Source organism: Corallococcus caeni, from assembly GCF_036245865.1.
Taxonomy (GTDB): domain Bacteria; phylum Myxococcota; class Myxococcia; order Myxococcales; family Myxococcaceae; genus Corallococcus; species Corallococcus caeni.
Map to the genome: position 1 here is coordinate 1773472 of NZ_BTTW01000001.1, position 21850 is coordinate 1795321.

Genomic DNA, 21850 nt, shown 5'->3' on the forward strand with positions numbered 1-21850 from the left:
ACTTGCGGAGAAATAACCGCAATCGTACCTCATGGGCCATGAACGTCCTCATCGTCTACGCCCATCCCGAACCCCGCTCGCTCAATGGCGCGCTGAAGGACCTGGCCGTGCGCCACCTGTCCGCCCGGGGCCATGAAGTCCAGGTGTCGGACCTCTACGCCATGGACTGGAAGGCCATCGCGGATGGAGCGGACTTCCTCACCGCCAACGCCGGAGAGCGGCTCTTCTACGAGCGCGCGTCGAAGGCCGCCTTCGCCAACGGCACCCAGACCGCGGACATCACCGCTGAGCAGCAGAAGCTGCTCTGGGCCGACGCCGTCATCCTCCAGTTCCCGCTGTGGTGGTTCTCCATGCCGGCCATCCTCAAGGGCTGGGTGGACCGGGTCTTCGCCCTGGGCTTCGCCTACGGCGTGGGCGTGCATGAGGGCGACCGCTGGGGAGACCGCTACGGCGAGGGCACGCTGATGGGCCGCCGCGCCATGCTCTCCATCACCATTGGCGGACGCGCACCGCACTACTTCGACCGGGGCGTCAACGGAGCCCTGGAGGACCTCCTCTTCCCCATCGAGCACGGGGTGCTCTTCTATCCGGGGATGGACGTCCTGCCAGCGTTCGTGACCTACCAGTCCGACCGCATGAGGGAGGAGCAGTGGCCGTCCGTGGCGGAGGCGTTCCAGGCGCGGCTGGACGGCCTGTTCACTGACGCTCCCATCCCGTTCCGCAGGCAGAACGGCGGGCACTACGACACGCAGCAGGTGCTGAAGTCCGGCCTGGGCGACGGCGCTTCCGGCACCCGCATCCACCGGTTGCGGGAGGGCGAACCCGAGCAGCGGCCGCTCACCCCGCGGAGCGGTACCCCGGCATGAGGAAGTTGTCGTGGTCCGCGTACGCCGGCGCGTCCGACTCGCCGGTGAAGGCGCGCAGGGCGCAGTACTCCGGATAGGACGCCTGGACGGTGACCTGGTCTCCCGCCTGGAGCACCACGTCCCCGGTGGGGTGCAGCGTCTCCGTGTCGCCCCGGATGAGCGACAGCGCCAGCCCGCCGAAGCGGTCTCGCACCTGGGACACGTTCATCCCCGGCAGGCCGTCCCGCACCACGAACAGCGACACCACCATCAGGTGCTTGCCGATGCGGAACGAATGGATGAGCCGCGGGTCCAACGCGGCCAGCGCCATGGCGGGCGCGGCCAGCGAGGAGCTGGACAGGGCCTCCGCCTTGAACGTGTCGCGCACCTTCGCGCCCAGGTCGTCGTCGAACAGGCGGATGACCACGCGAATGCCGGGGTTGAGCCGCCGCGCGTCCAGCGCGATGTTCAGGTTCGCCAGGTCGTCGTCCGTGGCGCAGACGATGGCGGACGCCTTCTTCACGTGCGTGCGCGGCAGGCACAGCGGGCTGCGCGTGTCGTCGATGAGCAGGGGCACGTTCTCGTCGCGCAGCGCGGACACGAACGTCGCGTCCTCGCGCTTCTCCACCACGACGACGTCCTTGCCCATCTCCCGCAGCTGCGTCACCACGCGGTAGCCCACGCGTCCCGCGCCGCACACCACGACGTGGCCCTTCATCGTTTCGGACACCACGGAGACCCACTCCTTGTCGTTCTTGTGCCGCGCGAAGAAGAGGTACGCGAAGCGCACCACGCCATCCACCACCAGCGCGATGCTGACCGGCGGGATGAGGATGTTGAGCGTCTCCACCAGCCAGTCGCTCACGTACGGCAGCGACGGCTGCCCGAAGAGCAGGAAGTAGACGTGGTGCAGCGCCTCTCCGTAGGAGATGCCGTCCCCGCCCGGCCCCACGTAGCGCCAGTGGTACAGGAGCGGCCCCAGCCCGAAGATGACCGCCGCCAGCAGCAGCGTGCTGCGGAACCTCCGCGACAGCGCGCGCAGGTACCGCAGGTCCACCATCAGGCGCGCGGCGGGGCTCTTCATGCGCGGGGAGCCCTACGCCGCCGGGGTGATGTCCGTGGAGGCTTCCGCCTTCTCACGGCGCTTTTCGATGAGCCACACCGCCAGCACGCCCAGCTCGTAGCAGAGCAGCATGGGGCCGGCCATGAGCGACAGGTTCACCACGTCACCCGTGGGCGTCAGCACCGCCGCCGCGATGAGGCACACCACGAACGCGTGGCGCTGGTAGCGGAAGAGCCACTTCGACTGCACCACCCCGACGATGCCCAGGAGCGCCATCACCAGCGGCAACTCGAAGATGACGCCGAAGGCGAGGATGAGCAGCAGCACCAGCGACAGCTGCTCGTTCATCGTCAGCATGGGCCGCGTCCAGCGCGCGGCCTCGGCATCCGCGTGGCCCTTGGCCAGCTCCTTCTGCAGCCGCCACAGGCCGGACATCTCCTCGGCGCGCGTGGGCGCCACGCCCGCGAGCAGGCTGGCCGCCTGGTCCATGGCGGCCTCCGACGCGACGTAGTCCTGCTTGCCGAAGGCCGTCACCGCCTCCACGCGCTTCTCCACCGCCTGGCGCAGCACGCCGCGCGCGGGGACTCCCATCCCGTCCGCCGCCGCGTCCAGCAGGTCCCCCAGGCCCTTGAGGCGCGCGGTGAGCTCCACGCTCTTCGCGGTCGCCACCTGCGGATCCTTCACCTGGCCCTCTCCCGCGGCGGTCAGCGCGGCGCTGGTCTCCTTCGCCACGTGGCCGGCGCGCTCCACCTCGCCGATGCGCAGGAAGCGCAGCGCGTCCTCGGCGCCCATGCGCGCCGTGTCCATGCGCTGCTCCAGCGCGAGCGTCTCCTCCTCGTTGAGGAGGAACTTGAACATGGAGGGCAGCACCAGGAAGTAGCAGAACAGCGAGCCCACGATGAACGCGACGGAGCCCAGCACCACGAAGGGCGACGCGTACTTGCGCTCCTCCGGGTAGAGCCCCGGCGCCACGAAGCCCCAGATCTGCCAGAGGATGACGGGCGTGGTGAGGAAGATGCCGCAGTACACGCCCACCTTCATCAGCACGTTGATTTCTTCGATGCCGGATGTGTAGACGAGCGAGCGCCCGTCCGGGGGCAGCGCATCCAGCACCGGCCGCATCAGCACGCCGAAGATGGGCTTGGCGAAGATGAGCGACACGGCGCCCAGCACGAGCACCGCGAGCGAGCACTTCACGAGCCGCGAGCGCAGCTCCGTGAGGTGCTCCGCCAGGCTCATGCGGAAATCCGACAGGTCAACCCCTTGGCGGTTCAGGGCTCAGCTCCGTTTCGGCGCGTTGCGCGCCACCGTGCCCGGGATGGGGGCGAGTTGCGGAAGGCCGTTCTCGTCCTGCGCCGGCGCCACCGCGGCGTCGGCCTTGGGCTCGGCGCCGGGCGCGGCTGGGTCCACGGCGGCCTCCGCGGGCGCGGGCACGCTCGCGGGGTCCAGCGTCGCGGTGAGCGCGGGCGCGGGCTCCGCCAGCACGTTGGGCGGGGACGCGTCCGGCAGCATGGAGGGGGCCAGCTCCGGCGGCGGGGACGGCACGCGCGTGCCCGGACGCGGCGGGGGCTCGCGGTTGAAGTCCTCGTCCATGGCGTAGAACTCGCGCTCCACCACGTTGCGCACGTCGTCCGTCTGCCGGCGGAACTCGCGCATGAACTTGCCGATGGCCCGCGCCAGCTCAGGCAGCCGCTGGGGGCCGAGCACGATCAGCGCGGCCACCAGGATGAACACCATTTCGCCTGCGCCGATGTTGAACATGGGTCGTCGTCTTCCCCTTGGAGGGAACGTCCCGGGGTTATCGCGCCCACAGGCGGCCCGCGCAACCGTCAGCGACCGTCCAGCGTCCGTCCGGCCTCGTGTCCGGGAGGCGGGCGGCCGGGCACCCTGCCCCGGCTGGGGCACATTGCCCCATCAGGCGTGGGGATTGGCCTGCGGAGACAGCGGCGCCGCCATCCCCTGGGCCGGAGGCACCGCCAGGGCCCGGGCCTGCTCGCGCGAGCGCACCCGGCCCTCCACCACCCACAGCATGACGGGCACGCCCACCGACAACCCGATGGACACCCAGGCGATGGTGTCCATGCCGCCGAGCGTCCCGTCCGGCAGGTCCACCAGCAGGCGCGACGACAGGAAGGCCCCCAGCGCGGAGGCCATGTGCTGGGTGGCGGACTGCAGCGACATGAAGCGGGCGCGCACCGGGTTGTCCGGCACGCGCGAGGTGAGCGTGTTGTACGCCACGTTGCGCACGCCCATGGCCAGCATGAAGACCATGAACAGCGCGGGGATGGGCAGCCACGCGGGGTAGTGCACGAAGCCCACGTACGTGGCGACGGCCGCCAGCACCACGCCCACCGTGCCCACGCGGAAGGAGCCGAAGCGGTCCACCAGCGGCCCCGTCAGCCGCAGCGTGACGAAGCTCACGATGCCGCCCGCGAAGTAGATGATCCACAGGTGGTCGCGCGGGTAGCCCAGGTTCTGCTGGAGGTACGCGGAGATGTTGGGGATGACGATGAAGCCGCTCATCATCACGAGCGCCGTCATCAGGTAGGACAGCTGCACGTCGGTGCGGCCGAGCAGCTCCGCGACGCCCACGCCCCGGGACGCGCTGCCCCCGGGCTTCAGGTGTCCGCGCACCGGCGGCAGCAGCCACAGCGCGGCCACCACCACCACCAGGCCCAGCGCCGCCACCACGAAGAAGGGCGTCCGCCAGGTGCCCAGCTCCGCCACCTTCAGGGCCAGGGGCACGCCCAGCACGGAGGCCACGGAGAAGGACGCCATCACCGCGCCCAGCGCCCGGCCCCGGCGCTCCACCGGGATGAGGTCCGCGATGATGGACAGCGACAGCGCCGTCGCCGGCCCGCCGAAGAGGCCCGCGCACACGCGCGCCAGCAGCAGCGTGGACAGCCCCAGCGCCAGCCCCCCCGCCGCGGTGGCCGCGACGAGCCCCAGCATGCACACGGCCAGCGCCTTGCGCCGGTCGAAGCGGTCCAGGAAGTAGCCTCCCAGGAGCCCCGCCACGCTCGCGGCGGCGGTGTAGCTGCCGCCGATGGTGCCGATGTGCGACGACTCGATGCCCAGCCCCTTCGCGAAGTCCGGGCCCAGCGGCATCACCATCACGAAGTCGAGGATGTTGACGAACTGCACCGCGCCGATGAGCAGCACCACGGCGCGCTCGGAGACGGAACGGGGAGAGGCGGACTCGGACGACTCGGGCATGGAAGCCTTCAGGGGGAGCGGCGTGCGCGTCAGACGCGGAAGCGGCGGACCTCCGCGCGCAGGATCTCCGCCTGGCGCGTGAGGTTGTCGATGGCCTCTTCCAGCTGGCGCACCGAGCGCGTCTGGTGCTCGGACACGCCCTTGATGGTCTCCACGGCCTTGAGCACCTGCTCGCTGCCCTTGGTCTGCTCCTTCTGGGCGCGGTTCAGGTGGGTGACCATCTCGTTGATGCTCTCGATGGAGCGGGTGATCTGCTTGCTGCCGTGCGCCTGCTCCTGGCTGGAGCGCTGCACGTGCTGGGTGAGCGTCTTCATCCGCTCCGCGCTCTTCATGATCTGCTCGCCGCCCCGGGCCTGCTCGTTGGAGGCCTGGGAGATCATCGACACGGTGGCGGAGATGCGGTGGATGGCCGCCGTCACCTGCTTGCTGCCGCGCGCCTGCTCCACCGTGGCGCGGGCAATGGCCTTCACCATCTGCGTGGACTTCTGGGTGCTGTCGTTGATCTTCCGCAGGGCCCCTTCCGCCTCGCGGCCCAGCTGCACGCCCTCCTCCACGCTCTTGACGCCCTGGTTCATCACCACCACGGCGTTGCGGCTCTCCTCCTGCACGCCGCGGATGAGCTCGGCGATCTCCTTGGTGGACGCGCCGGTGCGCTCGGCCAGGTCCTTGATCTCCTCCGCCACCACCGCGAAGCCCTTGCCGTGCTCCCCCGCCTGCGCGGCGATGATGGCGGCGTTGAGGGCCAGCAGGTTCGTCTGCTCCGCCACGTCGTCGATGACGTTGAGGATGTTGCCAATCTCGCTGATGCGCCGGCCCAGGCTGTCGATGACGCCCGCGGCGGTGCGGCTGGTGTCCTTGATGCGGTCGATGCCGGAGAGGGTCTTGCGCAGGGCCTCCACGCCCGTCTGCGCGTCCTCGAAGACCTGCTCGGACAGGCGCGCCGTTTCATTGGCGTTGGCGTCGACCTGGCCGATGGCGGCGTCCATCTGGCTGATGGCGGAGGAGGTGTCCTCCGTGGACGCGGAGAGGTCCTCGATGTTCTTGGCCACCTCCTTGATGGAGTACGTCATCTGCTCGATGGCGCTGGTGGTCTCCTCCACGCTGGCGGCCATGGCCTGGACGTTCTCCGCCACCTCGTCGTTGGTGGCGGCCATCTCCATGATGGAGGAGCTGCTCTCCTCAGCGCTCTGGTAGAGGACCTCCACGTTCTCCGCGATGCCGCGCAAGGAGGCCATCATCTCCACCATGGAGGAGGACGTCTCCTCCACGCGCGACTGCACGGTGCCCGCGCCGGAGGACACGGTGGTGCCGGTGCGGTGGATCTGCTCGATGACGCCGGCCACCACGTCGGACACGCCGCGCACGCGGCCCAGCGTGTCGCGCCAGGACTGGGCCATGCGGTTGAGGGCTTCGGCCAGCTGGCCCAGCTCGTCCTTGCTGTTGCGCACCTCCGCGCGGCCGGTGAGGTCGGCCTCCGCCAGCTTGCGCGCCATGGACATCATCGCGTCCAGCGGGTGGAGGATGAACGCGCGCGAGATGAGGAACGCCGTCAGCAGGAACAGCACCAGGCCCACGGCGAAGGCCAGCAGCACCGTGTGGCGCAGGGCCGTGAGCACCCCGTTCAGCTGGGAGTCGTTCACCACCACCATGACCTCGCCGGGCACGCCGCCCGCGAGCGTCACGGGTTCGGACACCGCCCAGGCGGTATCGGACAACTCCGTCTTGTCCAGCGGCGGGAGGGGGCGGACGGAGAGGCGCTTCTCCAGGCCCGTCCTGAACCATTCCGGCGGCGGCGCAGGGAACGTGGCGCGAGGCACGCCCTGGGCGTCCACCACCGCGACGACGCTGAAGTCGTCGTCCAGCGGGTAGAGCCCCTCCAGGCTGGGGACCGGTTGGGTGGCCGCCTGTCTTTCGACCAGGACCTTCACCTCCCGGGCCTTGGCCTGAGCGTGCAGCGCCATGCGCTCCCTCAGGTGGTTGGCCACCTGGAGGGGAACGACGAAGAAGAGCGCTCCCAGGATGACGGCCAGCGCGAGGCCGAACGAACCCAGGAGGATGCCCCGGAGACCGGGTTTCTTGAGGCGACGTGGCAAGGCCGGCCCACTGTAGGGAGGGTGGCCCGTCCGGGCAAGGAACGGACTTCCCCGCCTGCCAGGGCCGGACGCTGGGTTCCCGGGGGCAGGATGCGTAAGGTCCAGGGGATGACCGCGACGCTGCTGCTCACCGACCCGCTCTTCCTCCAGCACGACGCGGGTGAGGGCCACCCCGAGTCGCCCGCCCGCCTGCGGCGCATCCTCCAGGTGCTGGCGCGCAACCCCGTCGCGGGCACGGTGATGGCCCAGCCCCGCTCCGCCACGGACGCGGAGATTCTAGCGGTGCACACCCCGGCGCACCTGGACGCGATGGAGAAGCTGGGGGGCCGCTTCGAGCGGATCGACGAGGACACGGCGGTGTCGCCGGACAGCCTGGACGCGGCCCGGCTGGCGGCGGGCGCGGCGGTGCAGTCCGTGGAGGCGGTGATGGCGGGGCGCGCGAGGAACGCGTTCGCGCTGGTGCGGCCGCCGGGCCACCACGCGGAGCCGGGCCGGGCGATGGGCTTCTGCCTCTACAACAACGTCGCCATCGCGGCGGAGGCCGGACGGCGGCTGGGGGCCGAGCGCGTGCTGGTGCTGGACTGGGACGTGCACCACGGCAACGGCACGCAGGCGGCGTTCTGGGGGCGGCGGGACGTGCTCTACCAGTCGGTGCACCAGTTCCCCTACTACCCGGGCAGCGGCGCGGCGCCGGAGGTGGGCCGGGGTGAGGGCCAGGGCTTCACGGTCAACTGCGGCCTGCCGGGCGGCAACACGGACGCGGACTACGGGATGATCTTCGAGGAGCTGCTGCTGCCGGTGGCGCAGGCGTACCGGCCGGACCTGATGCTGGTGTCCGCGGGGTTCGACCCGCACCGCGCGGATCCGATTGGCGGCATGGACGTCACCGAGCGCGGCTTCGCGGCGATGTGCACCGCCGTGCGCAAGCTGGCGGAGGAGGTCTCCGGCGGCAAGCTGGTGCTGGTGCTGGAGGGCGGCTATTCGCTGGAGGGGCTGTCGAACTCCGTGCACGCGTGCATCGAGGTGCTGGCGGGAAGGGATGACAGCTTCGCGTCCGGCGCCACCAACGCGGACGCGAGGGAGGCACTGGCCGCGAGCCGCGAAGCGCTCAAGCCGTACTGGGCCAGCGTGCGCTGACGGGGCGTTTCAGTACAGCCTGCCGCTGTCCAGGGTGATGCCGGACAGCTCCACCAGGAACGCGCCCAGGTCATGGATGGGGCGCGCGGGTCCTTCCGGGTCCGGGCTGTGGATGCTCAACACCCGGTAGCGCCCTTCCCGGCCTCCTTCGAACAGCCACTCCGACCCGTCGAGGTACGCAACGGGGCGGGGAGTGAAGAAGCGGTCCATGGACCAGAAGCGGGCCGCCTCCAGATGCTGTCGCACGGCCTGCCACTGGGTGGGCGTGAGCAGGATGCGTCGGTCGACGGTCAACGTCCCTTCCTCCATGCCGGACACCTTCACGTGCAGGGAGTGGAGAGGGCCCAGGTGTTCGATGCGGATGACAAAGGACTCACGGGTTGAGGGGATCCACGTGAAGCGGTAGACCTCGACGCCGGGTGCCAGGGGCAGCAGCGGCCCTTCCTTCAAGGCCCGCAGCATGCCGGAGCACCAGCAGCGCCTGCTCTCCTGTCCACGCGCATCGTTGAACTCCGCCTCCAGCCAGGGCAACAGCGTCAGGGCGAAAGCTCCTCGCGGAAAGACATCGGGCAGGTGAGCCGGCCACTCGGTGCGGCAGGGTCCACTGCTCGGGAAGCCGTCTTCAATGAACCCCAGGGGCGGATCCGCTGGCGGTCGAACCGTGGCGCAGGCTCCGAGCAGCAACAGCAGTCCGCGAGCAGCGATGGCGGATGTCTTCAAGCCCCCTCCTGGCATGCCGCATACCGCATCCACATCAGGTGCAGCCTACTCCATCACCGGACGGGCTCCGTTGGCTGGCTCCTGACGGAAAACGGCTCCGCACGGAACAGCACCGTCTTCAGCGTTGCCTCCAAGAGGTGCTCCGCGTCCGGGACGGGTTCATTCCACCGCGCCGCCACCATGCCGTCCGGTCGCACGAGGCAGGCACCACCGTCCCCTACCCCATACGCGTGCTGCCAGCCGTAGACCACGTGGACCCGCAGCGGCACGAGCTCCGCGCTGCGCCACGCCTCACTCCCCGCGAGCAGGACGAAGCCATTCCCAAGCAGGTCCAGCGTCGACTTGCGCCCGTCCGGTCCATCCAGCCACACGTGCGGCGCGCGCGTGCCGGGCTCGCCCGTGGGGACAAACGTCTTCGGCAACGGTGGCCCTTCACCGTAGCGGTAGCCGAGGGTGACAGCATCGTCGTCGACGAGGACCGCGTCCGCCGGAAGCTCCTGCTTCGCCATCTTCAGCGCGAGCAGCGCGGCCTGGTTCGCGGTGGCAGCCGCCACGGGCCGTCGCTCGGCGTCGTAGGTCTCCAGCAGCGCGGGCCCCGCGTGGCCGTTCAGCACTGCGGCCAGCTTCCAGGCCAGGTTCGCCGCGTCGTGGATGCCGGTGTTGGCGCCAAAGCCTCCCGTGGGTGGCATCTGGTGCGCGGCGTCCCCCGCGAGGAAGACACGGCCCGAACCGAAGCGCTCCGCGACCCGCTCCGCCGCCTCCCACACGAACGTTCCGTGGAACGTGGGCGTCAGGTCCGGAATGCCCGTGACGGTGCGCAGTCGCTGTGTCCACCGGGCCTCCGTGAAGTCATCGGCCGTCTCACGGGCCAAGTCGAGCCGGGTCGCGTGGATCCACCGGTCCCTCACGTCCGTGGCCGCGATGACGCCGCCCACCTCCGGATGCGTGAGCACCGCGAAGCCCAGCGGCACCTCCCGCTGCACAGGCGAGAGGTCGGCCTCGAAGAGCGTGGAGATGTTGTGGCCAAAGGAGCCCCGTCCTCGCTGTGAGATGCCCAGCGCCTCACGCACCGGACTGCGCACCCCATCCGCGCCAATCAGATACGTCGCCTGCACGGTGGACACCGTGCCCGTGTCGCGGTCGAGCACCGTGGCCCGTACTCCCTGCGCATCCTGCGTGAAGCCCGTCAGCTCGTGACGGAAGCACACCTCCACGTCCTGGCTCCTCACGGCCTTCAAGAGGATGGGCTCCAGCCGATCCTGCCCCAGGAAGACGAACGGACACGGGCTGAGGTCCATCCGCTGCGTGGAGACCGTCCGCGTCTTCCACGAATGCACCGGCCCCGCGAGAGTGACGGCCACCAGCTCTCCGACGACCGTGCCCTCGGGAACCGCCCCGGCCTGCTCCACGTCTTCTCTGGCGCACGTGGACCGCAACAACTCCACCGTGCGCGCGTGGAAGCCGCGTGCCCGCGGATGGAGCGACGTGCCCGCGTGCTTCTCGATGATCAGCGCGCGCACGCCCTGGTGGGCGAGGAACAACGCGGTCGACAGCCCCACGAGGCCGCCTCCGACGATGAGCACGGGGACCTGACGCACCTGCGAGGGATGGGCTTGCATGCCCGGAGATATAGCGCCCGGCCGCAACCCGGTCCTGGCGCAACGGGTGGTCCATCCGGCGAATCGTGACGCGCGGACCCAGCGGGCCCTGGAGCGCATCGTGATGGAGGACGCGGACGCCCTGCGCACGGAGGACCTGGCGGAAGTCGCTGGCCTGTGCCGCGCCCCCTCCCTGCGGGCCTCCCGCGCCAGCATGGGCGAAAGCCCCACCCGGTCCCCCCAAGGCTACCGGCAGGAGCGCGCGGCGGAGCGGCTCCGCCAGGGCCAGGCCGGGTCCGTGATGGCGACCGCGCGCATGTGCGGCTTCGAAGACCTGGCCGCTTCGCCCGGGTCTTCCGTTCCCGCTTCGGCTGCGCGCCCCGCGAGTACCGCGCGCCATGGACGAGAAGGCCGCCAGGAGTTCGTCAACCCATCCTGCCTCGAAGTTCTCCGCGAGGCCCCGCACCTCGCGGAGCGGTGGTGGGCCCGACGGTGTGCATGAACGACGCCAAGGCGAGTCCACGTGCAGCGGCGCCCTGCCGGGAGCGCCCTCTCCAAACCTGTCCGACAGTCGGACAGGTTCGCGCCGCCTGGCGCCCCAGGACGGGCTGGCCGCGCATCCATGTCAGACCCCCGTGGTTTGGTGCACGAGGCTTGGGCGAGGAGGGCGACGGTGATGGTGCGGGTGGGACTCGTGGCGTACGTGGAGGAGCAACTCGAGCGCGCGATTGCGCTGGGGATGCTGCCGAGGGGACAGTTCGGCTCGGAAGAGAAGCTGGCGCGTGAGTTTGGGTGCTGCCGGGGCACCGTGCGGGAGGCGCTGCGGCGGCTGGCGGCGCGAGGGCTGGTGGTGCAGCGCTCCGGACGCAAGACGCGCGCGGTGGCGCTGGATGAGTCGCTGACGCTGGAGAACCTGGGCCTGGCGCTGCATGACGAACGCCGCCCGGAGTGCCGTCGGCTGCTGGAGGGCTTCTTCAGCCTCAAGCGGCAGGTGCTGGTGGAGCTCCTGGCCGACTGCTGCACGAGGGCCTCCGACGCGGCCCTGGGCCAGTTGGAGGACGCCTGCTTCTGGCTTTCGGACGCGGCGCGCTGGAATCCTGGCGAGCGCTGCGCACAGTGGGAGTTCGAGTTGCTGCGGCTCGCGGCCCGGGCTGCGGAGCGTCCAGGGCACCTGCTCCTCATCCAGTCACTGCAGCGGGCTTTACGGGGCAACGCGACCCGGCTGCTGTCCCTCATGGGCGGCGAGACGCTGCGCCAGTGGGTCTTCTGCGCGATAGAGGCCCTGCGAAATCGCGACGCGCGGGCGCTCCAGCACGAGCTACCGGCGCTGCTGAAGGCGTGCGATGAGCGCGTGCTGGAGGACTTCGCCCCCGTCCCCCAGGAGCAGGAGTCCCCCGAGGCCGAGTGCCCCCCGGAGTGCCTCCCTGACGTCCCCGCTTCAGCCTCCGCGCAGGACGATGCGCCCGCCGCGGGCCCATGCGTGGAGGAGCGTGGCCCTGACCACCTCGCGCCAGCCGCCGGGGCAACGGGAGCGCTCGGCATTGGCCCCCGCGTCCACGAGGGAGACCTTCCCGTGGAGCCGGACCGCGGGACGCCGCGGATTCCAGCCGCCCCAGGCCTTACTCCCGGCGAGCCGCAGGGTGCGTGCTCCCCTGTGGACGTGACGGGCGCGGCCCCGGGAAACATCCCCGACTGTCGAGCGGGTGGGAGCGCTTCGTCTCAGGAAGAGGAGCCGCTTGCGCGAGGAGAAGCGCAAGGCGAGCGGGCCGCCTCATGGCCCCCAGGGGCCCGTCCCCACCACGAGGACGGTGGGCAGTGCGCCTCTGACGCCTCCATGGCCCAGACGCCAGAACCCCCCGCTTCATGAGCGGCGACAGCCCTTCGTGCCCACTCGGGCCCTTGAGGCGGAGCGCCCGCGCAGATGGACCTCAGCCGCCGGACTGGCGTCCTTCGATGGCGCACAGGAGCACCGCCGCGGCGATGCCCAGGCGCCGGTCCAACTGGCGCTGCGTGTCCATGGAGAAGTCGAGGTCGATCTTCTGGATGAACGGGTTGAAGTGCTGCCGGAAGCTGAAGACCTGCGCGCCGCCCAGGGTGCCGGTGAAGGTCTGCGGGATGAGGTTGGTGAGGAAGCGCCGCACGAGCGCCAGCAGCATGCTGTCCTCCTCAATCCGCCCCACCTCCTGGCCGTCCACGTCCAGCACCAGCCACGTGTCGCGCAGCATGGAGCTCAGGGCCTTGCGGCGCAGCGCGCCCACGCGCTCGCCGGTGGCCGCGTCGGTGACGTCGTAGGTGGCGCCGAAGTCCAGGATGCTGCGCGCCTGGATGGTGATGAGCTCCTCCTGCATGTCCTCGCCGCTGTAGATGCGCAGGTCCTCCTTCAGCTTGAAGGCCTTCATCTTCGAGTAGAAGGCGACGTTGCCCGCCTCGTCGTAGATGTGGAACGCGCCGCCGAACAGCTTGAAGAACTTGCGGCGGATCATGTAGCGGGACTGGCCGAGGCGCCCGGAGGCGAGCTCGCTCCGGGGACGGGTCTGGAGGGCGGAGGACATGGCCTTCCTCCCTAGCGCGAAGCGGCACGCGGGGCCAGGGGGCTACTTGATGCCCTGCTTCGCCTTGCTCTCCGCCACGGCCTTCTGCGCGGTGGCGTGGATGTTGTCGAACTGGGCGCGGTACACGTCCGAGTGGCTCTTGCCCGTCTGCTTGTTCGCGACGTTCTGGCGCGCCCAGTAGCTGTCGAAGCTGGGGTCCGCGCCCTCCAGGCGCTTGCCGAAGCGGTCCATCTCCTTGGGCCAGCCCTGGTTGTCGATGCCGTGCTTCATCACGTCATGGTGGCGCTTGATGCCGTCGTACTCGATGCGCTCCATGCTCTTGGCGAAGTTCTCGCGCCGGGCGTTCAGGTCCCCGCCGAAGGCCGGCTTGCCCAGCACGGCGTTGAGCTCGTTCTGGAAGGCATCGCTGGTGACCTTGCTGAACTTCTTCTGCTGCGCGGCGTTGGTGGCCTCGAAGGCCATGACGCTGGCGCGCTTGGGGCCCGTGAGGTCCGGCCGCAGGCCGATCTGGTTGTCCTTCTTGTAGAACATGCCGCCATGGACCTGGTCCTTGGTGACGACGTTGACGGGCTTGCCGTCGGACGCCTTCGCGGCGTCGTCCACCAGCGCCGCGTACTTCGGGTTCTTCAGCATCTCCTCGTGGGCCATCTTGTCGTAGACGGCATGCATCGAGGGGTCCGTGGGCGGCTTCTGGACCGGCGGCTGCTGCACGGTGTTGGGCCCCTGGGTCCGCTGCTTCTTCTGCGGCGGCCCCTCCACCTCCGGCTTTCGGATGGACGAGGTGAGGTCGTCGTGCTTGCGCTTCACCGGAAGCGACGGGCCTGAGCTGAACTTGGAGATTCCGCGGGGCATGGGGGCGCTCCTGAGGGGAGGGGCTGGAGGAACTGGAAGCGCAGGATAACGCCCGCCATGGCCCGGTGAACACGCCGCGTCACGCACGGCGTGTCCGAACTTCAAACATCCATCAGTAGCAGAGGTAGTTGTCGTACCAGTCGTGGGGATCCGCACTCTCATGGATGAGCGTGCACTGCTTGCCCTCGATGGGGCCAGCCGGCGACCAGGAGAACTGCAGCGGGCTGCTGGTGGGCACGCAGAGGTAGTTATCATTCCACGTGTGCCCCGCGGGCTCTGACGACTCGTAGATTTGCGTGCAGCGCATGCCGGCGATGGGGCCCGCGCTGCTCCACTGGATGCCGTAGTCCACGGTGGAGCACAGGAAGTTGTCGTTCCACGTATTGGGATCCGCCGCCTCATGCACCTGGGTGCAGTAGCGGCCGGCGATGGGGCCCGCGCCGGACCAGGACAGGGCCGGCGTTGCCTGGAGGCTCAGGATGGCCTGGCGCAGATTGGGCAGTCGGCCGATGTTGCGCGCATCCGCCGCCTGCGCCGTGCCCGTAGAGGCCAGCAGGCTGCGCAGATATCGCGGTTCCAGGGGATCAGACCCGCGCGCACGCGCCACGCCCTGGAGGCTCAGCGCCGAGCCGGTGACGATGGGCGACGCGCTGGACGTGCCGCTGAAGGTGCCCGTGTAGTACTGGTCCTCGCCGTAGGCGGAGCCGAACAGGTCGCCGTAGCCCATGGACGCCACGCTCTCACCCCAGCCGTGCACGTCCACGCGCGAGCCGAAGTTCGTCCAGCACATGGGGACGCGCGTGGTGGCGGTGCTCGCGCCCACCACGATGGCGCCCGAGTCGCGTACGCCGCGGTTGAAGGCGCCGCCGTACGCGGCCTCGTCCAGGTTGGCGCTGCCGTTGCCCGCCGCCTCCACCACGGTGACGCCGTTGGCGGTGGCCGTGGCGATGGCGTCGTAGTTGGCCTGCCAGTACTCCATCGCGATGTAGTTGCACTGGCCCTGGTTGCAGGTACAGGGCGTGCTGTCCGCCGGCCCCTGCGCGTGCAGTTCAATCAGGATGACGCCGCCACGTCCCACCGCCGACGCCGCGTTGGCGATGGCGGCGGCGGTGCCCTGCGAGGCCGCCGACACGCCCACCGTCGCGCCGTGCGCGATGCCCGTCACGCCATAGCCGTTGGCCGTGCCCACGATTTCACCCAGCACCGCGGTGCCGTGGTTGCGCCAGCCCAGGTCGTTGTACTGCGCGCCCAGCTGGGTGAAGAGGCCCGGCATGTCCTCGTGCGTGGTGCGCCAGCCGCCCTCGATGTCCACGAAGCGGATGCCCGCGCCGTTGCCACCGGCCACGCCCCAGGCATAGCGCGCGTCCACGCCGCTGGGGGCCGCGTTGAGGTAGCCCTGGTTGCCCTCGTACAGCGGCGTCGTGGGGGCGATGTCCGCGGCGGCGAGCAGGCTCCGCAGCGCGGGCTCCATGCCGAAGTTCACCATGGCGGGCTCCGCGGGAGGCTCCGCGTACGCCACCTCCACGCTGTCCAGCGCGTTGAGCGCGGCGACGAGCTCCGCCACGCGCTCCGAGGTGGTGCCCGGCACGAGCGGCACCGCGTAGTACAGGTCGAGGTCCGCCAGCTGGCGGCCGCTCTCGGACTCGCCCAGCACCTTGCGGGCCTCCAGCGAGGCCTCGTCGTCGGTGAAGAGGCGACGGAGGGAGGAGGCCCGCGGCGCGCGCTCCAGCAGGGCCTGCGCGGCCTTCACGTCACCGTCGAGCCGGGCCTCGGAGAGCCCCCGCCCGGCGAGCAGCGAGCGCTCGGCCCCGGAGCGCTCCGCCGCGAGCGCGCGCAGCGCATTGCCCCGCAGGCGCACGCGGCTGCCCTCGTGGAACTTCACCACCAGGCGCTCCACGGGCGTGCCCGACGGCAGCGCCTTCTGGAGGCGCTTGTCGGCGGCGACGCGGGGCAGCGGCTCCTGCGATGCGGCGAAGGCGGTGGTGCACAGCGTGAGCCCGACGAGCGCGCCCGTCAGGCGGGATGCGAAACGTGAAGGAGACATCCGGTTCTCCCGGTGTGGAAGGGAACGTCCTCGACGCAGTCACCGGGCCCGGTGCCCCGTGACTCCGTCAGCCCTCCACCCTAGAATACCGGTCTGACAAGAAATACGGCTAAAGCCCGCCCAGGCCTCAGGACCCGCGCGGCTTCGCGTCCTGGAACGCGCTCATCTGCGCGGCCAGCGCGCGCTGGAACGCGGGCCGTGCCTCGCAGCGTTCCTTGTAGGCCTTGAGCGTGGGATGGGCGTCGAGCACGTCGGTGTGCCGCAGGATGCGCAGCACCGTGGTCATCATCAGGTCGCCCACGGTGAAGCGCTCCTCCAGGTACTGGCGGTCTCCCAGCCACGTGGCCAGTTCGCCCAGGCGCTGGTGGATGCGCTTCACCACGTCGGGCCGGTGGAGCCCGGCCCACTCTGCGTCCGGGACGAAGAGGTCGATCTCCGCGAGCTGCTGGATGTGGATCTCCAGCGAGTTCAGCGCCGCGAACAACCACGAGAGCGCCCGCGCCCGGCCCGACTCATCCGTGGGGAGCAGCACGTCGCTGTTCAACGCCAAGTGCACCAGGATGGCGCCCGACTCGAAGAGGGACAGGCCGTCGTCCTCGAACACGGGCACCTGCCCGAAGGGCTGCTGCATGCGGTAGTCGGCCGACCGCTGGACGTCGCCATCGATGAGCCTCGCCTGATACGGCAGGCCCGCCTCCTCCAGCGCCCACCGCACCCGGAGGTCTCGCACCAGGCCCTGCGCGAACGGTGGCACCCACTTGAAAGCACTGACGGTGATCATGCCCGGCAGCCTCTCGTCACTCGGGCAGGCATGACCAGCGTCATCTGAAACGCATGTCCGCCCGGATGCCCCTGCCCGGAGGACGATGCCCGTGTCGTGCCGGGTGGACATCTCGTGCGCATGGGAGACGAAGCGCGCCGCGGCGCCGCACGGAGCCACACCTCGTGGCCCACCCGCGTCAGCCCGTTCCTTGGCTCCCTGCGCGGCTATGACAGGGCGCGCCTGAAGAAGGACCTGGTGGGCGCGCTCACGGTGACGGCGCTGCACATCCCGGAGGGCATGGCCTACGCGCAGCTCGCGGGGCTGCCTCCGCAGGCGGCGCTGTACTCCACTCCGGCGGCGCTGGCGCTCTACGCGCTGTTCGGCAGCTCGCGGCAGCTCATCATCGCGGTGTCCGCCAGCGTGTCGGTGCTCTCCGCCGCCACGGTGGGCGCCGTGGCACAGCAGGGCACTCCACGCTTCGTGGCGCTCACGGCCGCGCTGGCCCTGATGGCGGGTGCCGTGGCCGTGCTGGCGGGCGTGCTGAAGCTGGGGCGCGTGGCGCAGTTCTTCTCCACCTCCGTGCTGAGCGGCTTCGTGTTCGGGCTGGCGCTCATCATCGCCATCAAGCAGGTGCCCAAGCTCCTGGGCATCCAGGGCGCGAAGGGCGGCTTCTTCGAGCGGCTGGGCTTCATCCTCTCCCACCTGGGACAGACGCATCCGCTGACGCTCGCCGTGGGGGCGGCGAGCATCGCGGCGCTGCTCCTGCTGGGACGGCTGTCCCGGCGCGTCCCGGCGTCGCTCGCGGTGCTGGTGCTGGGTCGCTGCTGCGCCTGGACGCGCAGGGCGTGGCCATCGTGGGGCCCATCCCCGCGGGCCTGGTGCCGCCCCAGCTCCCGGAAGTGGGGATGAAGGACCTGCTCCCGTTGTTGCCGGGCGCGTGCGGCATCGTGCTGGTGGCGTTCGCGGAGGCCATTGGCCCGGCGCGCATGTTCGCCGCGAAGCACGGCTACGAGGTGGACCCCGACCGGGAGCTGGTGGGCCTGGGCGCCGCGAACCTGGGCGGCGGGCTCTTCCGGGGCTTCGGCATGGGGTGCAGCCGGTCCAAGTCCGCCGCGAATGATCAGGCGGGGGCCACCACGCAGGTGTCCTCGCTGGTGACGGCGGGGCTGACGCTGCTGGTGGCCTTGTTCCTCACGGGCCTGTTCCGCGCGCTGCCAGAGGCCACGCTGGGCGCCATCGTGGTGGTGGCCATCCTGGGGATGATGGACGTGAAGGCGCTGGCGCGGCTGGCCCGCCTGCGCCGCGCGGACTTCCTGGGCGCGGCGGTGGCGCTGGCGGCGGTGCTGGCCTTCGACGTGCTGCCCGGCCTGCTCATCGCGGTGGGCGTGTCGCTGTTCCTCACCGTCTACCGCGCCAGCCAGCCGCGCCTGAGCGAGCTGGGGCGGGTGCCCGGGACGCTGGACCTGGTGGCCACGCACCGCGAGTCCTCCGCCATCACCCTGCCCGGCCTGCTCGTCATCCGGCCGGAGGAAGGCCTCTTCTTCGCCAACGCGACGGCGCTGCGGGACGCGGTGCTCGCCCTCGTGCGTGACGCGAAGGTGCCGGTGCGCGAGGTGCTGCTGGACCTGGAGCTGACGGAGGACCTGGACGTGCCGGGGGCGGACATGCTGGCGGGCCTGCACGAGGACCTGTCGCACCGGGGCATCACCCTGGCCCTCGCCCGCGTGCACGCGCCGACGCTCCGGTTGCTGGAGCGCACCGGAGCGCTGGCGAAGGTGGAGCGGCGCAACGTGCATCCCCAGGTGAGCACGGGCGTGGAGTCCTGGATGGCGCGGCACGAGTCCCAGACGTGGCAGGAGTGGCGCCTCATCCAGGACGGGCTGTACCTGGTGCGCTCGCGCGTGGACGAGGCGGGCGCGGCGCTGCACGGCGAGGAGCGCTACCGGCAGGAGGACCTCCTCATCCGGCTGGATGAAGCGGACAGGCGCATGCGGGAGCTGTTGCGGAAGCTGCCGCATCCCCCGACCGATGAGGACTCGCGGGGGTCCACGCACTGAGGCCGGCGCGCGTCACGCGGGAGGCCGGACCTGCCTCCCGAGCCCCCGCCCGCCCCCGGCCACCGGAACGATGTCCGGACCGGGCCCCCGTGGGCACCTCGTGCCCAGGAGGTGGCGAATGGCAAGCAAGGCGAAGCCCTCGGGCAACGGACACGGCAAGCAGGCGAAGCAGCCCAACATCCTGGTCATCTGGGGAGATGACATCGGCTTCTGGAACATCAGCGCCTACAACCAGGGGATGATGGGCTACCGCACGCCCAACATCGACCGCATCGCGAAGGAAGGCGCGCTGATGACGGACTGCTACGGCCAGCAGAGCTGCACCGCGGGCCGCGCGGCGTTCATCACGGGCATGAACCCGCTGCGCACGGGGCTCACCACCATTGGCATGCCGGGCGCGAAGTACGGCCTGCAGGACTCCGACCCCACCATCGCGGAGATGCTCAAGCCGCTGGGCTACACCTGCGGCCAGTTCGGCAAGAACCACCTGGGCGACTCCAATCCCTACCTGCCCACGAACCACGGCTTCGACGAGTTCTTCGGCAACCTCTACCACCTGAACGCGGAGTGCGAGCCGGAGTGCCCCGACTACCCGAAGGATCCGGCCTTCAAGGCGCGCTTCGGGCCTCGCGGCGTGCTGCACAGCTGGGCCACGGACCGCCAGGACGTCACCGAGGATCCGCGCTGGGGCGTCGTGGGCAGGCAGCGCATCGAGGACACCGGCCCGCTCACCAAGAAGCGCATGGAGACGGTGGACGGCGAGTTCCTGAAGGAGGCGCTGGACTTCATGGAGCGCGCGGTGAAGGACGGCAAGCCGTTCTTCCTCTGGCACAACACCACGCGCACCCACGTCTTCACCTACCTCCAGGAGAAGTACCGCAACGTCACGGGCTATGGCCTCTACGCGGACGCGATGCGGGAACTGGACGACATCGTCGGGGCGTTGCTGGCCAAGCTGGACGAGTTGGGCATCGCGGACAACACCCTGGTGGTGTTCTCCACCGACAACGGCGTGGAGAAGATGGGCTGGCCGGACGGCGGCAACAGCCCGTTCCGCGGGGAGAAGGGGTCGACGTGGGAGGGCGGCGTGCGGGTGCCGTGCGCGGTGCGCTGGCCGGGCGTGGTGGAGCCGGGGCGCGTCATCAACGACATCTTCGCGCACGAGGACTGGATGCCCACGCTGGTGGCGGCGGCGGGCGGCCCCACGGACCTCGCGGAGAAGTGCAAGCAGGGCTACAAGGTGGGGGACAAGACCTTCAAGGTCTACCTGGACGGGTACGACCAGCGGGGGCTGCTGGCGGGCACGGAGGAGGGGCGCCGGCACGAATTCATCTACGTGCTCGACAGCGGCAACCTCGCGGCGGTCCGGTACAAGGACTGGAAGATCATCTTCAGCTACCAGGACGGCGAAGGCCCGGACATGTGGTTCAGCGGCAAGCGCTTCAACCCGGCGTGGCCCTACCTCATCAACCTGCGCTCGGATCCGTTCGAGTACGCGACGCACTCCGGTCTCTACACGCAGTGGTACGGCGAGCGCATGTTCACCTTCGTCCCCGCGCAGATGCTGGTGAAGCAGTTCGCGGAGAGCCTCATCGAGTTCCTGCCCAGCCAGGCCCCGGGCAGCCTGAGCATCGGGCCGATGAAGGAGCGCGTGAAACAGAAGATGGCGGAGGCGAGGAAGCAGAAGGAGGAGCCCAGCGTCAGCGACCAGGTCATGTCCCTGGCCAACGAGGTGGAGCAGTTCATCCAGCGCTTCCAGCAATCCCATACGTAGCCCACCGGGCCCGTCGGGCCGTGGGGCGTCCATTCCTCCACTGCCCGACACCCGCCCCGGCCCCCGGTGCGAGTGTCATTCGGGGCGCCGGGCCGGATGTTCTCCGTTGGAGGACTTCCCGCCATGCACCGCAACGACAGCCGCGACGCCACGCCCGACGCGGAGCCCACCGACACCGCCGCGCGCCCGGGCCGCGCTCCGTTCCCGGACATGGTGTGGGTTCCCGGCGGCACGTACTGGATGGGCTCCGATCATCACTATCCCGAAGAAGCCCCCGCGCATCAGGTCACCGTCTCCGGCTTCTGGATGGACCGCTTCACCGTGACGAACGAACAGTTCGCCCGCTTCGTCGAAGCCACCGGCTACGTCACCGTCGCGCAGCGCCCGCTCAATCCCGCGGACTACCCCGGCGCCACGCCGGACTCGCTCGTCCCCGGCTCGCTCGTGTTCCAGAAGGCCCGGGGCCCCGTGGACCTGGGCAACGTGACCAACTGGTGGAGCTACGTCCCCGACGCCTGCTGGAAGCACCCCGAAGGGCGCCGCTCCTCCGTGAAGCACCGCCGCGACCACCCCGTCGTCCACATCGCCTTCGAGGACGCGGAGGCCTACGCCACCTGGGCCGGCAAGGCCCTCCCCACCGAGGCGGAGTGGGAGCGCGCCGCGCGCGGCGGCCTGGACCGCAACGAGTTCTGCTGGGGCAATGACTTCACCCCCAACGGCGAACACCTGGCCAACACCTGGCAGGGCTACTTCCCGTGGCAGAACCTCCGCGAGGACGGCCACGAGGGCACCTGCCCCGTCGGCGCCTTTCCTCCCAATGGCTATGGCCTCCATGAGATGGCTGGCAACGTCTGGGAATGGACCACCGACTGGTACCAGGAGCGCCACCAGGGAAACAAAGGCAAGGCGTGCTGCATCCCCGTCAACCCGCGAGGCCCCGCCACGGCCCAGGGCAGCCAGGCCCCCTCCACGCCCGCCGTCACCCTCCCGCGCCGCGTCCTCAAGGGCGGCAGCCACCTGTGCGCGCCCAACTACTGCCGCCGCTACCGGCCCGCGGCGCGCTCGCCCCAGGCCGTGGACAGCGGCGCCAGCCACATCGGCTTCCGCTGCATCGTGCGCCCGTAGCCGCGACCTGC

Annotated in this window: 17 protein-coding genes and 1 pseudogene; 7 read left to right on the forward strand and 11 right to left on the reverse strand. The window is 70.3% G+C overall.

Going from position 1 to position 21850, the window contains the following annotated elements:
• The first annotated feature begins 38 nt into the window (after nt 1-38).
• Complete coding sequence (locus AABA78_RS07035) at nt 39-866, forward strand: NAD(P)H-dependent oxidoreductase (RefSeq protein ID WP_338262195.1); 828 nt, start codon at nt 39-41, stop codon at nt 864-866.
• On the opposite strand, the gene AABA78_RS07040 is transcribed toward AABA78_RS07035, so the two are convergent.
• The 5 genes from AABA78_RS07040 to AABA78_RS07060 all read right to left on the reverse strand — a co-directional run bounded on the left by AABA78_RS07040 (nt 838) and on the right by AABA78_RS07060 (nt 7217).
• Entirely contained in the window at nt 838-1929 is a 1092-nt protein-coding gene (locus AABA78_RS07040) for a potassium channel family protein (protein ID WP_171419782.1), read from the reverse strand. The genes AABA78_RS07035 and AABA78_RS07040 overlap by 29 nt on opposite strands.
• 12 nt (nt 1930-1941) lie before the next feature.
• A complete protein-coding gene (tatC, locus tag AABA78_RS07045; protein ID WP_338262196.1) occupies nt 1942-3147 on the reverse strand; it encodes a twin-arginine translocase subunit TatC in 1206 nt (401 codons plus the stop codon).
• Between the two features lie 39 nt (nt 3148-3186).
• On the reverse strand, nt 3187-3669 hold the full coding sequence (gene tatB, locus AABA78_RS07050; RefSeq protein ID WP_338262197.1) for a Sec-independent protein translocase protein TatB: 483 nt from the start codon (nt 3667-3669) through the stop codon (nt 3187-3189).
• A 153-nt stretch (nt 3670-3822) separates the two neighbouring features.
• The gene (locus AABA78_RS07055; protein WP_338262199.1) at nt 3823-5124 is read right to left on the reverse strand and encodes an MFS transporter; all 1302 of its coding nucleotides are present in this window, start codon (nt 5122-5124) and stop codon (nt 3823-3825) included.
• 29 nt (nt 5125-5153) lie between these two features.
• Nucleotides 5154-7217, reverse strand: coding sequence for a methyl-accepting chemotaxis protein (locus tag AABA78_RS07060; RefSeq protein ID WP_338262201.1), 2064 nt, complete (start codon nt 7215-7217; stop codon nt 5154-5156).
• A 90-nt stretch (nt 7218-7307) separates the two neighbouring features.
• On the opposite strand from AABA78_RS07060, the gene AABA78_RS07065 reads away from it, so the two are divergent.
• A complete protein-coding gene (locus AABA78_RS07065) occupies nt 7308-8354 on the forward strand; it encodes a histone deacetylase family protein (RefSeq protein WP_338262203.1) in 1047 nt (348 codons plus the stop codon).
• 9 nt (nt 8355-8363) lie between these two features.
• Here AABA78_RS07065 and AABA78_RS07070 read toward each other — a convergent pair whose 3' ends face one another.
• Nucleotides 8364-9074 carry a hypothetical protein gene (locus AABA78_RS07070; RefSeq protein WP_338262205.1) on the reverse strand — a complete coding sequence of 237 codons (711 nt, stop codon included), beginning with the start codon at nt 9072-9074 and terminating at the stop codon, nt 8364-8366.
• A gap of 53 nt (nt 9075-9127) precedes the next feature.
• A complete protein-coding gene (locus AABA78_RS07075; protein ID WP_338262207.1) occupies nt 9128-10693 on the reverse strand; it encodes an FAD-dependent oxidoreductase in 1566 nt (521 codons plus the stop codon).
• A gap of 655 nt (nt 10694-11348) precedes the next feature.
• On the opposite strand from AABA78_RS07075, the gene AABA78_RS07080 reads away from it, so the two are divergent.
• A complete protein-coding gene (locus AABA78_RS07080) occupies nt 11349-12539 on the forward strand; it encodes a FadR/GntR family transcriptional regulator (RefSeq protein WP_338262209.1) in 1191 nt (396 codons plus the stop codon).
• Between the two features lie 61 nt (nt 12540-12600).
• Here AABA78_RS07080 and AABA78_RS07085 read toward each other — a convergent pair whose 3' ends face one another.
• The 4 genes from AABA78_RS07085 to AABA78_RS07100 form a co-directional block, all read right to left on the reverse strand.
• Nucleotides 12601-13224 (reverse strand): LURP-one-related family protein, encoded by a 624-nt coding sequence (locus AABA78_RS07085; protein ID WP_171421454.1) that lies wholly within the window; start codon nt 13222-13224, stop codon nt 12601-12603.
• A gap of 42 nt (nt 13225-13266) precedes the next feature.
• Entirely contained in the window at nt 13267-14076 is an 810-nt protein-coding gene (locus AABA78_RS07090; protein ID WP_338262210.1) for a hypothetical protein, read from the reverse strand.
• A gap of 112 nt (nt 14077-14188) precedes the next feature.
• A complete protein-coding gene (locus tag AABA78_RS07095; RefSeq protein WP_338262211.1) occupies nt 14189-16120 on the reverse strand; it encodes a S8 family peptidase in 1932 nt (643 codons plus the stop codon).
• Between the two features lie 127 nt (nt 16121-16247).
• Nucleotides 16248-16901: a glutathione S-transferase family protein gene (locus AABA78_RS07100; RefSeq protein WP_338262212.1), complete on the reverse strand. Its 654-nt coding sequence runs from the start codon at nt 16899-16901 to the stop codon at nt 16248-16250.
• A 279-nt stretch (nt 16902-17180) separates the two neighbouring features.
• Here AABA78_RS07100 and AABA78_RS07105 point away from each other — a divergent pair.
• The 4 genes and pseudogenes from AABA78_RS07105 to AABA78_RS07120 all read left to right on the forward strand — a co-directional run.
• Nucleotides 17181-18145: pseudogene (locus AABA78_RS07105) on the forward strand (SulP family inorganic anion transporter); the annotation flags it as partial.
• Entirely contained in the window at nt 18146-18940 is a 795-nt protein-coding gene (locus AABA78_RS07110; protein ID WP_338262381.1) for an STAS domain-containing protein, read from the forward strand.
• 118 nt (nt 18941-19058) lie between these two features.
• Nucleotides 19059-20714, forward strand: a complete 1656-nt coding sequence (locus AABA78_RS07115; protein ID WP_338262213.1) for an arylsulfatase — start codon at nt 19059-19061, stop codon at nt 20712-20714.
• A gap of 123 nt (nt 20715-20837) precedes the next feature.
• Nucleotides 20838-21839, forward strand: a complete 1002-nt coding sequence (locus AABA78_RS07120) for a formylglycine-generating enzyme family protein (protein ID WP_338262214.1) — start codon at nt 20838-20840, stop codon at nt 21837-21839.
• Nucleotides 21840-21850: the final 11 nt, after the last annotated feature.